10 protein-coding genes are annotated in these 14,898 nt (G+C 44.9%); 8 read left to right on the top strand and 2 right to left on the bottom strand.

What is annotated here, in order from left to right; genetic code table 11:
• Window positions 1-13: 13 nt before the first annotated feature.
• From CLV31_RS05760 to CLV31_RS05730, 8 genes are all read left to right on the top strand, one after another.
• Window positions 14-2,293, top strand: coding sequence for an NADP-dependent malic enzyme (locus CLV31_RS05760; protein WP_111391933.1), 2,280 nt, complete (start codon window positions 14-16; stop codon window positions 2,291-2,293).
• Window positions 2,290-2,883, top strand: a complete 594-nt coding sequence (gene ruvA, locus CLV31_RS05755; protein ID WP_111391932.1) for a Holliday junction branch migration protein RuvA — start codon at window positions 2,290-2,292, stop codon at window positions 2,881-2,883. The genes CLV31_RS05760 and ruvA overlap by 4 nt, the downstream gene beginning before the upstream one ends.
• A 201-nt stretch (window positions 2,884-3,084) precedes the next feature.
• Window positions 3,085-10,023: a T9SS outer membrane translocon Sov/SprA gene (sov, locus tag CLV31_RS05750; RefSeq protein WP_111391931.1), complete on the top strand. Its 6,939-nt coding sequence runs from the start codon at window positions 3,085-3,087 to the stop codon at window positions 10,021-10,023.
• A 53-nt stretch (window positions 10,024-10,076) separates the two neighbouring features.
• Complete coding sequence (gene gcvH, locus CLV31_RS05745; protein ID WP_111391930.1) at window positions 10,077-10,454, top strand: glycine cleavage system protein GcvH; 378 nt, start codon at window positions 10,077-10,079, stop codon at window positions 10,452-10,454.
• Between the two features lie 12 nt (window positions 10,455-10,466).
• Window positions 10,467-10,838 carry a VanZ family protein gene (locus CLV31_RS05740; protein WP_146250870.1) on the top strand — a complete coding sequence of 124 codons (372 nt, stop codon included), beginning with the start codon at window positions 10,467-10,469 and terminating at the stop codon, window positions 10,836-10,838.
• 66 nt (window positions 10,839-10,904) lie between these two features.
• Window positions 10,905-11,585, top strand: coding sequence for an energy transducer TonB (locus CLV31_RS05735; protein WP_111391928.1), 681 nt, complete (start codon window positions 10,905-10,907; stop codon window positions 11,583-11,585).
• 134 nt (window positions 11,586-11,719) lie between these two features.
• Window positions 11,720-11,866: a hypothetical protein gene (locus CLV31_RS21805; RefSeq protein ID WP_181452579.1), complete on the top strand. Its 147-nt coding sequence runs from the start codon at window positions 11,720-11,722 to the stop codon at window positions 11,864-11,866.
• Window positions 11,863-12,384 (top strand): energy transducer TonB, encoded by a 522-nt coding sequence (locus CLV31_RS05730; RefSeq protein WP_111391927.1) that lies wholly within the window; start codon window positions 11,863-11,865, stop codon window positions 12,382-12,384. Before CLV31_RS21805 ends, CLV31_RS05730 begins: the two co-directional genes overlap by 4 nt.
• A gap of 80 nt (window positions 12,385-12,464) precedes the next feature.
• On the opposite strand, the gene CLV31_RS05725 is transcribed toward CLV31_RS05730, so the two are convergent.
• Window positions 12,465-13,841 (bottom strand): hypothetical protein, encoded by a 1,377-nt coding sequence (locus tag CLV31_RS05725; RefSeq protein WP_111391926.1) that lies wholly within the window; start codon window positions 13,839-13,841, stop codon window positions 12,465-12,467.
• Window positions 13,842-14,015: 174 nt separating this feature from the next.
• Window positions 14,016-14,894, bottom strand: a complete 879-nt coding sequence (locus CLV31_RS05720) for a YicC/YloC family endoribonuclease (RefSeq protein WP_111391925.1) — start codon at window positions 14,892-14,894, stop codon at window positions 14,016-14,018.
• Between the last annotated feature and the right edge of the window lie 4 nt (window positions 14,895-14,898).

Below are 14,898 nucleotides of genomic sequence, written 5' to 3'. Positions count from 1 at the left end.
TAACAATCCATTTATGGCGATTAAAATAAGAAGAGAGGACGCCCTTAACTACCATAGCCAAGGATCACCCGGCAAAATTGAAGTAATCCCTTCCAAACCCGTTTCCAGTCAGATTGATTTGGCTTTGGCGTATTCACCCGGTGTAGCTGAGCCTTGTAAAGAAATAGCCGCTGATAGCGAAAACATTTATAAATACACCGCAAAGGGAAACCTCGTTGCCGTAATTTCAAACGGAACTGCAGTACTCGGACTTGGAGATATCGGACCAGAGGCTTCCAAGCCGGTGATGGAAGGTAAGGGGGTACTTTTTAAGAAGTTCGCGGGAATTGATGTCTTTGATCTTGAAATCGATGAAAAAGATCCCAAAAAACTGATTCAAATTATCAAATCTCTGGAACCCACCTTTGGTGGAATCAATCTAGAGGACATCAAGGCTCCTGAATGCTTTGAAATCGAGCAGACGCTAAAGCAGCAAATGAAAATCCCGGTCATGCACGATGATCAGCACGGCACGGCGATTATTTCTGGAGCGGCCTTGCTCAACGCTTTAGAACTGGTCGAGAAGAAAATTGAAAATATCAAACTGGTGGTCAGTGGAGCCGGAGCAGCAGCGATCTCTTGTTTGAGATTTTATGTCAGCCTGGGTGTCCTAAAAGAAAACATCATTGTCTGTGACAAAGATGGGGTGATTCGTGCCGACCGTGAGGGTCTCCTTGATATTCATAGGGAGTTTGCGACCGATTTGGACATTTATTCCATTGCTGAAGCTTTGCCGGGAGCTGACGTGTTTTTGGGACTTTCCGCAGGTAATATCATTTCCGAAGAAATGATCAAGAGCATGGCTCCTGATCCAATCGTCTTTGCATTGGCCAATCCCGATCCGGAAATCAGCTATGATGCAGCTATTGCTGCGCGAAAAGACGTAATCATGGCGACCGGACGATCTGATCATCCCAATCAAGTCAACAATGTACTTGGATTCCCTTACATATTCAGAGGAGCACTGGACGTAAGAGCGACAGTCATCAATGAGGCGATGAAACTGGCGGCTGCAAAGGCTATTGCCAAACTGGCCAAAGAGCCTGTTCCTGAAATTGTCAACAAGGCTTATGGTGAAAACAATCTTGCATTTGGCAGATTGTACCTGATCCCAAAGCCTGTAGATCCAAGGCTAATCACGACGATTGCCCCAGCTGTAGCCAAGGCGGCTATCGATTCGGGTGTAGCCAAAAAGGAAATCAAAGATTGGGAATCCTATGAACTTGAACTCCAGAAACGAATAGGAATCGACCAAAGGCTCATGTCCATCGTCATTGGCCGGGCCAAAAAAGATCCAAAACGTGTAGTATTTGGAGAAGCCGACAATCTAAAAATCCTCAAAGCGGCTCAAATTCTCAGAGACGAAAAAATTGCAATCCCCATCCTTTTGGGAAATCGGGAAAAAATCTTGGGGCTGATTGCAGAAAACTCCTTAGATCTTGCCCATGTGACCATTATCGACCCGGTTGAGGAACATGGTCGAATTGAAAAATTCGGAAAATTCCTATATAAAAAGCGTCAGCGAAAAGGAATGACCATTTATGATGCTAATCGCTTGGTCAGAGAACGGAATTATTTCGGAGCATTGATGGTCGAAACCGGAGATGCAGACGCCTTTATTTCAGGTCTCACAAGAGATTATCCAAAAACGATTTTGCCTTCACTCCAGACTATCGGGGTAAACAAAGGGGTCAATCGAGTAGCGGGGATGTATATCATGAACACCCCGAGAGGCCCTTATTTCTTTGCCGATGCCACCGTCAATCTCAATCCGACTGCCGAGGAATTGGTGGATATCATTGGCCTTACCGCCAACGCGGTGAAGTTTTTCAACATGGAGCCTCGAATTGCGCTTTTGTCCTACTCCAATTTTGGATCCGCTCAAGGTGATATTCCTGCCAAAATGGCCAAAGCAACAGCCCTGGCCAAAGCAAAATATCCCGACTTGGTCATCGAAGGTGAAATGCAGGCAAATGTTGCCCTCAATCAGGAAATCCAACGGGAAATCTACCCATTCTCTGCCTTGGCACACAAAGACAAAGCAGTCAATACCTTGATTTTCCCAGATTTGGCCTCCTCCAACATTGCTTACAAACTGTTGGCAGAACTCGGTAATGCCGAGGCCATCGGCCCAATCCTGTTGGGCATGAACAAACCAGTCCATATTCTTCAACTGGGAAGCTCCATCAGAGAGATTGTGAATATGGTAGCCATAGCTGTAGTGGATGCACAATCCAGCGAAATGAACTTATGATAGCCTATCTGAGTGGTCGATTGGTATTCAAAGATCCCACCTACGTGATCATTGACGTAGGCGGGATCGGATATCAGGTGAAAATTTCTCTTCAAACCTACAGCAAAATCAAAGATGAAGAGCAAATCAGGCTACTCACTTTTCTTCATATCAAGGAAGATGCTCATACACTTTATGGTTTTAAAGAGGAAAGTGAAAAAAGATTATTTCTTCTCTTAATCTCCATCAATGGCGTGGGCCCTAATACGGGTTTGATGATCTTATCTTCTCTTTCAACGGATGAAATCGAACAAGCCATCCTATCAGGAGATGTAGGTACGATCCAGGCTGTCAAAGGAATAGGAGCGAAAACCGCTCAACGGATAATATTGGAACTCAAGGACAAAATCGGAAAGTCAACCTCCGAACTGACTGCTCCGCTGGGATTTTTGAAATCAAGTAATAAAATCCGGGAAGAGGCGTTACAGGCTTTAATTACTTTGGGTTTTCCCCGAGCTGTTGCAGAAAAAAATATAGCTCAAGTTCTTAAAAAAACAACAGGAGAAATTTCCTTAGAAGATTTAATTAAAGCATCTTTAAAGACACCATAATCTGAAGCTGGATTGAACTTTCAGGAGTTAGTTACTTTTTGCTGGAGGAAATCTCGGAGTCATCTTACATTTTCTTTATTTCTGTTGGTTTTGCTAGTGGCATCATCACCTGCCAAAGGTCAACAAGAAACAGGAAATAGGTCACGAACAGATTCTCTTAATTTAAGGAGACTCTCTCCCTCATTTTTGCTTTGGCAAAATATGAGGACAAATCCTCTTTACCCTTATCGCAATCCTTTTTTGACGCCTCGGTCGCCCTTCATCCCCAGTCCGCCGATAGATCAAAATGTACAGGTTCTGATTGACTCTACGCTCAGGTATAACATTGTAGATCAGATCGATACGACCAGATTGGGTAATGAACAAGAATATGACTTTGAGCGATTTTCCCAGTATCAGGAATACCGGGTAAGACAGGATTACTGGAGAACCCGCGCCAGAGGAATGGACGGAGAAAGTGCCGTGGAAGGCCGGAATCTCATTCCTCCGCTTACTGTAAGTCCTACTTTTGACCGGATCTTTGGCGGAAGCGACGTCAATATTGTACCGACGGGGTATGTCAACCTGGATTTTGGGGCCATCTTCAGGAGAGTGGATAATCCTACCTTGCCGATACGTCAGCAACAAAACGGCGGATTCAATTTCCAACAGCAAATCCAAATGGCTGTCAATGGTAATCTGGGTCAGAAAATGAAATTGGGCGCCAATTTCGACTCCAACAACTCCTTTGACTTTCAGAATCAACTGAAGCTGGAATACGACGGATTTGATGAAGATATTCTTCAATCCGTAGAGCTCGGCAATGTCAGCATGCCCGTCCAAAACCGGCTGATTCAAGGTGCGCAAAATCTCTTTGGGGTAAAAACCCAGATGCGTTTCGGAAAACTCAATGTAACTGCAGTAGCCTCCACCCAACGGGGTCGAAGAGACAATCTGGTGATCGATGCCAATGGTCAGGGTAGGTCGTTTGATATTCAGGCTTCGAGATATGATGAAAACAGGCACTTCTTTCTCGGACATTTCTTCCGGGAAAACTACGAACGCTGGCTCCGGGGCCTGCCGCAGGTGCTGTCAGGTGTCAATGTGACCCGGGTTGAGGTCTACATCATGAACCGGGCTACCAATACCGAAACTCTTCGAAATTTCGCAGCATTCATGGACTTGGGTGAAGGACGCGTTCTTTTAAATCCAAGTAACCCGGCCATCGGAAACGGAACCCCAGGGAGTCCATCCTCTAATCAGGCCAATCAGCTCTATTCCAATATTAGTTCCAACCCATCTTTTCGCCCCTTTGACACCGGTTCAAGAACGATGGAATCCAGCCTTGGACTTCGAAAAGGGGTGGATTTTGAGCAAATCAACGGAGCTAGGAAACTTGACCCAAGAGAATATTTTTTCAATCCCCAATTGGGCTATGTTTCCCTGTTTAGAAGACTTCAAAATGACGAGGTTTTGGCGGTATCCTATGAGTATACCTACAACGGACAAGTCTACAAAGTCGGTGAACTCACAGAAGATTACCAAGTGCGGAGAGAAGATGAATTGATCTTCCTGAAGCTACTCCGCCCTGCCAGAATCAATACCAGAGTGCCCACTTGGGACTTGATGATGAAAAACGTCTACAGTCTCAATGCCAGTCAAATCTTAAGGGACGGCTTCCAGCTTCAGATCATCTACAGGGATGACCGAACCGGACTGGACAATCCTTCGCTTTTGGAAGGGGCAAACGTCAAGGATGTACCACTCATCCGACTCACGGGACTGGACAACCTCAACCCTCAAAACGATCCCGCTCCAGATGGCAACTTTGATTTTGTAGAAGGCATCACGATGCTTTCGGACCGAGGACTGTTGATATTTCCTGTGTTGGAGCCCTTTGGTTCCAACCTGGCCAGAAGATTCAATCCGGACGAATTGGTACTCAAAGACAAATATGTCTATGACACCCTGTACCGAACGACACAGGCAGACGCTGAGCTAGTCACCCGACTAAACAAATTCTTCATCAAAGGCCGACTGACAGCTGGCTCAGCTAGTGAAATTCAGCTTCCGGGACTGAATATTGCTCCGGGTTCTGTCATTGTCCAAGCGGGCAATATCCCGCTCACAGAAGGAGTAGATTACACGGTAGACTACAACGTAGGCCGGTTGGTGATCATCAATGATGCCATCCTCCAATCCGGTAAGCAGATCAATGTGAGTTTTGAAAAAGCTGACCTGGTCTCTTTTCAGACTAGGAGTCTGATCGGAACTCGCTTGGATTACCTGGCCAATAAAAAATTAAATATCGGAGGTACTTTCCTGTACCTCAACGAACGACCCAATGTGACAAGAATCGCCACCGGAAACGAAACGCTCCGAAACAGTCTTTGGGGCCTTGATGTGAATTTCAATGACGAATCGCGCTTCTTGACCAAGCTGGCCGACGCACTTCCTTTTACCAATACCAAGGAAAAATCTCTGGTGCAGTTCAATGCGGAATTCGCCCATCTCATTCCCGGAACTTCCAACACGGTCGATGGGGATGCCGCTTCCTATATAGATGACTTTGAGGCGGCAGTTACTCCTTTCTATTTAGGAGCTCAAGCCAATCAAACCTGGAAACTGGCCTCCACTCCAAAAACTCCGGATAACCGATTTGACCTGAGTAATCAAACTGAGGACAATCTGGGAAATGCCTATCGTCGAGCCAGACTCGCTTGGTATAACATTGATAATATTTTTTACCGGGAAGGTGGTCCGGGAGTACCCACCAATATCAATTCGCAGGACCGAAGGAACCACTATGTCCGAAGGGTAATACCACAGGAAATCTTCAAAAATCAGGATCGGGACGTCATTGTAGTCCCTCAACCCCTATTCGAGATGGCTTTCTTCCCTCAAGAAAGAGGGATGTACAACTACAATCCAAATCTGAATCAGGATGGGCTATTGCCCAACCCAAGACTCAACTATGGTGGAGTGACCCGTGCAATAACCACTGAAGTGGACTTTGACCGGACCAATATCGAATACATCGAATTCTGGATGATGGATCCTTTCCTTCCCGGAGAAAACGGACGGGTCTTGGATGGGATATTCAATCAAAACAATACCACAGGCGGAAAACTGTTTCTCAATCTCGGTGACATCTCGGAAGATGTCATGCGGGATGGAAGCCACTCCTTCGAAAATGGACTTCCAGCAGACGGAGATCCTGCCAGCACCAATCAAAACGAATGGGGAAGAATCACCAGACAACAATTTTTAATTCCTGCCTTTGACAATTCTCCAGCTTCACGGGTCAACCAGGATGTGGGGTTGGACGGTTTGAAAAATGAGGATGAAGTCAACTACTTTAGAAGTAGATTTCTGGACCGCCTGAATGTATCTCCGGCAGTCCGAAATGCCATAGAGCAAGACGTATCTGCTGATGCGTTCCAATATTACCTGGATTCCAGATTCGATCAGAATGATGTCAAAATCCTCGAACGGTACAAAAAATTCAATGGTACCGAAGGAAACACTCCGGTCTCTGCAGATCCAAGCCTGCCCTACACTCCCTCGGGTACAAACAATCCCGACAATGAAGACCTCAATGCGGATAATACCATCAACGAGCTTGAAAATTATTACGAGTATGAAATCGATCTCAGACCGGGCCAATTGAATGTCGGAGAAAATTACATCGTAGACCAAGTCACTCATACCGAAGGAGGCGAGCAAGTCAACTGGTACCTCTTCCGGATTCCCGTCAGACAGCCTGACCGGGTGCAGGGAGATATCACCGGATTCAAATCCATCCGTTGGATTCGTACCTACTTGACGGATTTCCAGCAGCCGGTCGTGTTGAGAATGGCTGAATTTCGAATGGTCGGAAGCCAATGGCGTGTTTTTCAAGAATCCCTATTTGAACGCGGGTTCTTTGAGATCCCCGAACCTGACAATTCCAATGTGACCGTTGATGTGGTCAACATCGAGCAAAATGCACAGGGAAGTGACAAATCAAGTCCGTATGTACTTCCTCCGGGGATCAGAAGGGACAGGGACAATACATCTACGGTGGAGCGAAGGCTGAATGAGCAATCCCTACGAATCTGTGTGGAAGACTTAGCCCCTCGGGATGCTCGGGCTGTATTCAAAAACCTCACCATTGATTTGGTTCAGTATGAGCGAATCAAAATGTTTTTCCATGCCAATAGTGAAGACGCACAAGATGGAGAAGTCACCGCATTTTTGAGATTGGGCACTGACTACACCGACAATTATTATGAAATAGAAGTTCCCCTGAAAATTTCCTCTTTGGGAAGCAATGATCCTCGGATTGTGTGGCCGGAAGAAAATGAAATTGATATTGCCATTCAGGAAATTGTAGGCGTAAAAGTAGACCGGGACAATACCCAATCCCCGCTTACCTTGCCATTCTCCAAAAACATCAGGCAATATAAAGTAACCGTGGTGGGTCGTCCTGAACTCAGTATGGTGCAGGGGATGATGATCGGTGTGAGAAATCCGGGAGGAAGCATCGGCTCTTCCAAAAATATATGTATTTGGGCCAACGAACTCAGGGTCACCGGATTTACCAAAAATAACGGTTGGGCTGCGAATGCATTTTTGAACACCAAAATCGCGGACATCGCAGTGGTTTCTGCTTCCATCAGACACAACTCTATCGGCTTTGGAGGATTGGAAACCAAGCTTTCCCAACGAACCCGACAGGCCACCACCCAATATGACATCTCTACCAATGTGGAAGTGGACAAGCTCCTGCCTGAGGCTCTTGGAGTAAGCATCCCCATGTATTTTTCGGTAGAAAATGCCACCACCCGTCCGGAATATGACCCACTCAATCCGGATGTGCCCTTTGAGGTGGCTTTGGGAAAATTTGAAACCAATTCGGAAAAAGACGCCTACCGGGATATTGCCCTCGACCAGCTTAATAGAAGAAACATCAGTTTCAACAATGTCCGAAAACTCAAGAAGAATCCGGAATCTCCAAGCAGACCCTATGACCTCTCCAATCTTGCCTTTTCATATGCGGTGGGTAATGTGACACAGTCTAATGCCCAATTGGAGAATTATAACTTCAAAACCAACCGGGGGAATATAACTTACAGCTTTCAACCCAAAGAACTGAGAATCTCTCCTCTTCAGAAAAAGGAGGGGATGAACAGTCCCTACTTAAAGCTGATTAAGGATTTTAATTTGAACTTGGCTCCAACCCTGTTTTTGGCAAGGATGGATGTGGATCGGAGATTTACCCGGTCACAGTACCGAAACGATCAGTTGGGCACCTCAGGAGTAGATCCGCTTTTCCAGAAGTCCTTTTTTATGAACCGCTCATTTGTCGTGAACTGGGATCTTTCCAATAGCCTCCGTGTAGATTTTGAATCCCGGGCATTTTCAGTGGTAGATGAGCCTGAGGGAGATCTGGATACCCAAGCCAAAATCGACTCCGTAAAAGCAAACTTTTGGAGATTCGGTCGAACAACCAATTACAATCACACCGTCACGGTCAATTACTCACTTCCTTTAAGCAAAATCCCACTTACAGATTGGATCCAAGCTGATTACCGGTATTTGACCAACTTCACCTGGCAAACCGGAGCTATTGGCCAAAAAGATTCGTTGGGAAATGTCATCCAAAACACCCGTGACCAAAACCTCACCGGAAAACTGGATCTGGTCAAACTCTACAATAAGAATAAAAAATTAGCGGCCCTAAACGCACCCAAAAGGCCTTCGATTCCGGGAAGACCTTCAACGAATGCGACAGATACCATAGGCACACCTTTCAGCAATGGATTGCTCAAATTCCTGATGATGCTGAAAGAAGTCACATTCAACTACGGCGTAGTCGAAGGCACATTCTTGCCTGGCTACATGCCTAACACGGGGCTCCTGGGTATGGACCGGGCATGGAGTAATCCCGGGTGGGCTTTTGTCTTCGGCAGTCAAAATCCAAACCTAAGGTTTAACCTGGCCGAAAATGGAAATATGGCACCGAGTCCCGAACTCACTCAGAATTTCCAACAAAACAGAGCCATGAACTTGAGGTTTACAGGATTGGCCGAGCCTATTCGGGACTTCAGAGTCACTCTGGAAGCGAGGAAAAGGGAAACAGGAGATTATTCCGAAATCTTCCGAAACTCAATGGATTCGCCGGGCAACTACATGGCACTTAGCCCCAATCGAATGGGGTCCTACAGCATCACCACGATGATGATCGGAACCACATTTGCACGAGAGGGGGCATTGAATACTTCAGAATTGTTCACCGATTTTGAAAACAACCGCGCCATCATCAAGCAGCGACTGGATCGTGAAGCCGGAGGAAACGGAGAATTTGGAATCAATGGACAAGACGTACTCATTCCTTCTTTCCTTGCTGCCTACTTGGGTAAAGATCCCAACACCTCCAGCCTTAATCCCTTCCCAAAAACTCCCCTTCCTAACTGGAGGCTGGACTACCGCGGATTATCAAGACTAAAAGGCCTAAGTGACATATTTAGCAGTATTAACATCACCCATGCCTACTCCTCTACGTATGATGTCAGCAACTTTTCCAATTCGCTGCAATACCAGCAGGGTCTCGAACTCTTCAACACCCTTCAACAATCGAGAAGACCTGATTTGGTAAACTTGGAGGGGCAATTCATCCCGATCTTTGTTTTAAATCAAGTGGTACTCTCAGAGCGCTTCGCGCCGTTTATTGGGGTAGATGTTTTGACCAAACAGCGAATGAATATTGCGGTCAATTATAATCGGGAACGCAACTTGGGACTTAACTTTTCCAATTCACAGGTGACCGAACAACGGAGCAACGATTTCGGGTTGACACTTTCCTACACCAAGGCAGGAATGAAGGTACCCTTCCGGATCGATGGCGCTCAAAAAATCTTAAAGAATGACCTTCAAATGAGGCTTGACACCAAAATAGTCGACACCCAACAAGTGCAGCGAAAAATCGAGGAAAAGGCTACCGTTACCAATGGCAACCTGAATATTCAGCTTCGTCCAACGATCAGCTATGTAGTCAATCAAAACCTCAATCTGACTTTTTATTTCGAGCGCACCATCAATGATCCAAAGGTGACGACTGCCTATCGACGTGCCACCACTGCCTTCGGGGGACAGCTTCGATTTAATTTATCCCAATAGATTTCAATCTCATGGGATTCCTTTTAATTTTGGCACACTGAAAAAATTAGCATATGAACTTTCCACAAGATCTAAAGTACACCAAAGACCACGAGTGGGTCAAAATTGAAGGAGATGTTGCCACAGTCGGAATCACTGACTTTGCCCAAAAGGAACTGGGAGACATCGTCTACGTCGAAGTAGAAACAGTAGGAGAAACCATCGAAGCAGGTGAAGTCTTCGGTACTGTGGAAGCCGTAAAAACTGTATCTGACCTTTTCATGCCGCTCACAGGTGAAATTATTGAGTTCAACAGCGAATTGGAATCTTCCCCTGAAATGGTCAATGAATCCCCTTACGAAAGTGGTTGGATGGTAAAAGTAAAAATCACAGGTGATCTTCCGGCAGACCTTTTGGATGTAGAATCCTACAAGGCCCTGATCGGAGAATAAGCCCGCCCTTCTTTGAGAGTAGGTCTTGCGATAGCTTGGTTGATTCTTTTGGCTTTTGCCATGCTCAGTCCTGGCACAAGCTTTCCGGAAGTCGACCTGTTTGACCTCCAAGACAAGCTGATTCATCTGGTCTGCTTCTTTATCCAAGCTTATTTATGGTGTGGAATTGGAGTAGAAAAATCAAATAAGGGAAGACTGAACAAACGAGTTTGGATCAACTTCCTCCTCTTTGGAATTTTGATTGGTGCTGTTTTTGAGACCGCCCAATATTATATCCCCTTCAGATCCTTTGATTGGATGGATATGACCGTCAACATGATCGGGGGGATTTTAGGATTATTAGGATATTTAAAATGGCCGACCATTAAATTCATTTTGGATTAATCTTCAATAATTCTTACACTTGTTATTAAAATCAGAAAAGATTAACCTGTATAAACCAAATTCGCCATGGAAGCAAAAAAGACTCCAAGTGCTGACTTGACCAAAAAGGTGGGAATGTTCACCAACCTTGGACTAGCAGTTGCTGTAGGTCTCACACTTGCTGCCTTCGAATACAAGTCTTATGACGACAGCGGTCTGAAAGATCTGGGTGCCGTAAATGACAATTTCGAAGAACTGCTCGATGTGCCTATCACAGAACAGCCACCTCCACCGCCGCCGCCTCCACCAATGGAGCAGCCTATCATCGAGGAGATTCCTGATGAGGTGAAGATTGAAGAGAAGATTGAAGTAAACTTCGATGTGGATGTAAAAGAAACTACCGTAATCAAAGAAGTAGTGATTGCTGAAGCTCCAGTGGAAGAAAAAGCAGACGAAATCTTTGACGTTGTAGAAACACAGCCTAATCCTCCTGGTGGTATGTCAGGTTGGAATGAATATCTTTCCAAAAACTTGAAATACCCTACTCAAGCAAGAAGAATGGGCATAGAAGGTACTGTTATCGTGGTATTCGTAATCAACACTGACGGTTCCATTCAAGACGTAGAAGTTTTGAGAGGTATCGGAGGCGGTTGCGATGAAGAAGCGGTAAAAGTCGTACAAAACGCACCGAAATGGGAGCCAGGAAAGCAAAGAGGACGTGCAGTACGTACTCGAATGAGACTTCCGATTCGATTCAAACTAAGCTAAAACATAAGACCCGATTCATTCGGGTCTTTTTTTTGTCTCATCGAAATCGCCTTTTTGTTTAGTTAAAATTTGTTACTCCAGTAGGTTGTCAGGATAAACAAGATTAAATTCCTATACACTGAAACTTCACAGCCATGGAAAACAAAAAACATCCTCACAAGGATCTTCTAAGATGGAGAGGGACCTTGACCAATTTTGGATTGATGATCTCAATCAGCGCAGTTTTGGCAGCTTTCGAATGGAAAGCCTATGAAGATAAACCCCTTTGGATCGAGATATGAGTGCTTGGGAAGATGATTTTGTGCCACCCATCACCATTACCCTACCCCCACCTCCTCCTGTCGTTCCTCCCCAGATCAAAGTCATTGATAATGAGGTGAAGCTTGACCCGCAAAATTTCCCGCTTATTGACATTGATCTCCCAAATGATCAAGCCATTCCTCCTGTAATATTGGATGATCTTCCTGTGATCGAAACAGCCCCTGAAATTGTCGATTTTACAGAAGTCATGGCCTCATTCGTGGGAGGAATGGAAGCTTGGTATACCTATCTCAAAACCCACCTCAAATACCCCAAGCAAGAGCAGCGGATGGGAATCGAAGGAACGGTAATCCTCCGGTTTGTCATCAACATCGATGGATCCATTCAGGATATTGAGGTAATTAGATCTGCAAGCCCAGGACTAGACCAGGCGGCAGTTACGGTTATCGAAAACTCTCCTAAGTGGCACCCCGGCAAAAATGGAGGCAGACCTGTGCGATCTCGAATGACCATGCCGATCCGATTTAAACTTCAGTAATTCAGCGCTAATTGTTTCCTATTTAAAACACCTCGATTTCGAATGAAATCGAGGTGTTTGTTTTTCCTCCAATAGGAAATTTACCTGAAAAATCGTCCAATCGGTATTTTGTACCCTACCTCCATTATCCAGCCATCCAAAGTCCCCGTGAGCTCTTGATTAACCGGACTTCCAAAGATCATTCCACTGATATTTTCTCTGCCTACAGCTGGACTTCCAAAATTTCTACTAAAATTAAAGGTAACCTTGCCTGAATTAAAGACAGGAATCTCCCCAAATAGTCCTGCATTAAAAAATACCTTTCCCTTGGAAGTCTGCTCCAATGGAGTACTATTAATCTGATAGACAGTAAATCCATTCCCATTTCCTCCCCCTTGCCCGATATTGGTCAATCCTCGGGTAGCAAGGGTGTAATTTGCAGCAAAAGAAGCGCCTACTCTAAGTCTGTTTTTGTCACCTAAATTTCTATGATATCGCAAGCGAAGCGGAATTGCCTCCACGGTATAGCCACGCTGAGTCTGAACTACCGCTTCTGGAATCCGAATGTGATTGAAGGCCACCATTCGCCCGTATCCACTTTCTAGACTGAAATGACCCATAGTATAGCCGATTCCGTATTGATAAGCTCCTGAAATATGCGAAAACTCCAAGTTAGGAACTCGCTCAGACTTTGGCCTGAAGCGGAGTGCACCGGCAATCGAAAGGTACATTCCATCTCCCCAAGCCCTCTCCCTCCGCACTGTCTTCTGATCTAGCTTTTCAAGTTTAGCATCAGCCCTTTCCTCCCTTGTCCTCCCTTTGAAATCAATCCCATAGCCGACAAACAAGCCTGTATATGTACCTGAACGCTCTACCAAAATCCTGCTTTGTTGCGGAATTCCCCAGGAAACTTCTGCGGGATTCAAAGAATTCAGGCCGGATTGATGCCTTATACCGAGAGTAATGTAATTTCTCCTCCCGGTGTAGAATTTGACTCCTGCTTCCACTCCCAGATTCCCCACAATCCTGGACTCTTTGGAAGCCATAAAAAAGGAAGTCGAGTCGGCAACCGAAAAATCAAAGAAATTATTGACAGTTATCCCCACGTTAGGCTGAATAAAAAAGGCCTTGGATCCTTTTTCCCAAGATTTCCTCAACCCAAGCCGGAAGTTCCCGAAGGAATCATAGTAAAAAGCCTTATAAGACGGATTGGTACTGGGGAAGGTTGGATACCAATCGTAATTGAAGTTCGCCCGAGTAGATTCGGCCTGGAGTACTACTTGAAAATCTTCCTTAACTCCATACAGCCAATTAATCCCTAAATGATAATTGGGGGGATTTCGAACCTGATCTGCAGAACGCTGATACATCAATTGAGGACCACCATAAAGCTCCATTTTCAATCGGCTCTGTGCATGAAGCTCCAAACCAAAAGCACAAAAAAGCAACGCGAAGACTAGAGTAATTCTACTTTTCATAAAACACAAGTTTAAAATCAATGAAAAACTATGAGACCTTTTTCAAACCGAAACTTCTTGTTTCGGTTTGATTCCAAAAATAAATACTAGGAATATAGGATGTTCAGCTAGGTATTAAAAGAATGTTAAAAACTTTAGTTAAAAAATCTTATTCCAAAACACCTCTCACCCTAGTTAGAGGACATTTAAAGATTGTTCCTTGATTTTTTCCAACTCATCTTTCATCAAGATCACATGTTTTTGGATTTCTGCGTCATTAGCCTTTGAACCGATAGTATTGATCTCTCTTCCGATCTCCTGACTGATAAACCCGAGCTTTTTACCCTGATTTACTTCCTTATCCATGGATTTTAGGAAATAATCCAAGTGTGTTTCCAATCGTACGATTTCTTCTGTGATATCGATCTTTTCAAAATAATAAATCAACTCTTGCTCAAAACGATTCGCATCAAAGGAGTTTTCATCCAACCATTGTGAAAAATGGCCTCTGATTCGGGATTGGATCTTCTCTTTTCTACCCGGGTCTTCCTCTTGCACTCTTTGCAAGCCTCCCCTGATGGTAAGGATGCTTTCTTTCAGTTTTTGATACAAAGATTCTCCTTCGTCTTTTCTAAACTCCTCACACTTCATGATCGCTTCCTGCAACACAGCTTTGACTTGATCCCAATCTGTAGATTCTTCACGATCTACAGGCGTACTGATCATCACATTTGGAGCCTGAAGTGCCAATTTGAACAAATCTGCGGGATGCTGATTGACGAGAGCTCCAAGTCTTTTGAATTCCTGAAAATAAGATTTAAACAAATCCTCGTTGATGCTGACAGGAAGATGTTGACTTCCTTTGGCCAAAAATTCAATGGAGACACTGACTTTCCCCCGATCTAGAATACCCTGAACCAGATTTCTGATTTCAGGTTCCTTGTCGGAGAATTGTCGGGGGCTTCGGACCGAAAGGTCCAAAAACTTTGAGTTGAGCGAGCGAACCTCCACTTGGATCACCATATGCTCATTCTCAAAGCCGGCTACACCAAAGCCGGTCATAGATTTGATCATAAAT

The organism is Algoriphagus aquaeductus, assembly GCF_003253485.1.
Taxonomy (GTDB): Bacteria; Bacteroidota; Bacteroidia; order Cytophagales; family Cyclobacteriaceae; genus Algoriphagus; species Algoriphagus aquaeductus.
Note: the sequence above shows the minus strand (reverse complement) of the source record. Positions and strands in the feature narration are given on the sequence as shown.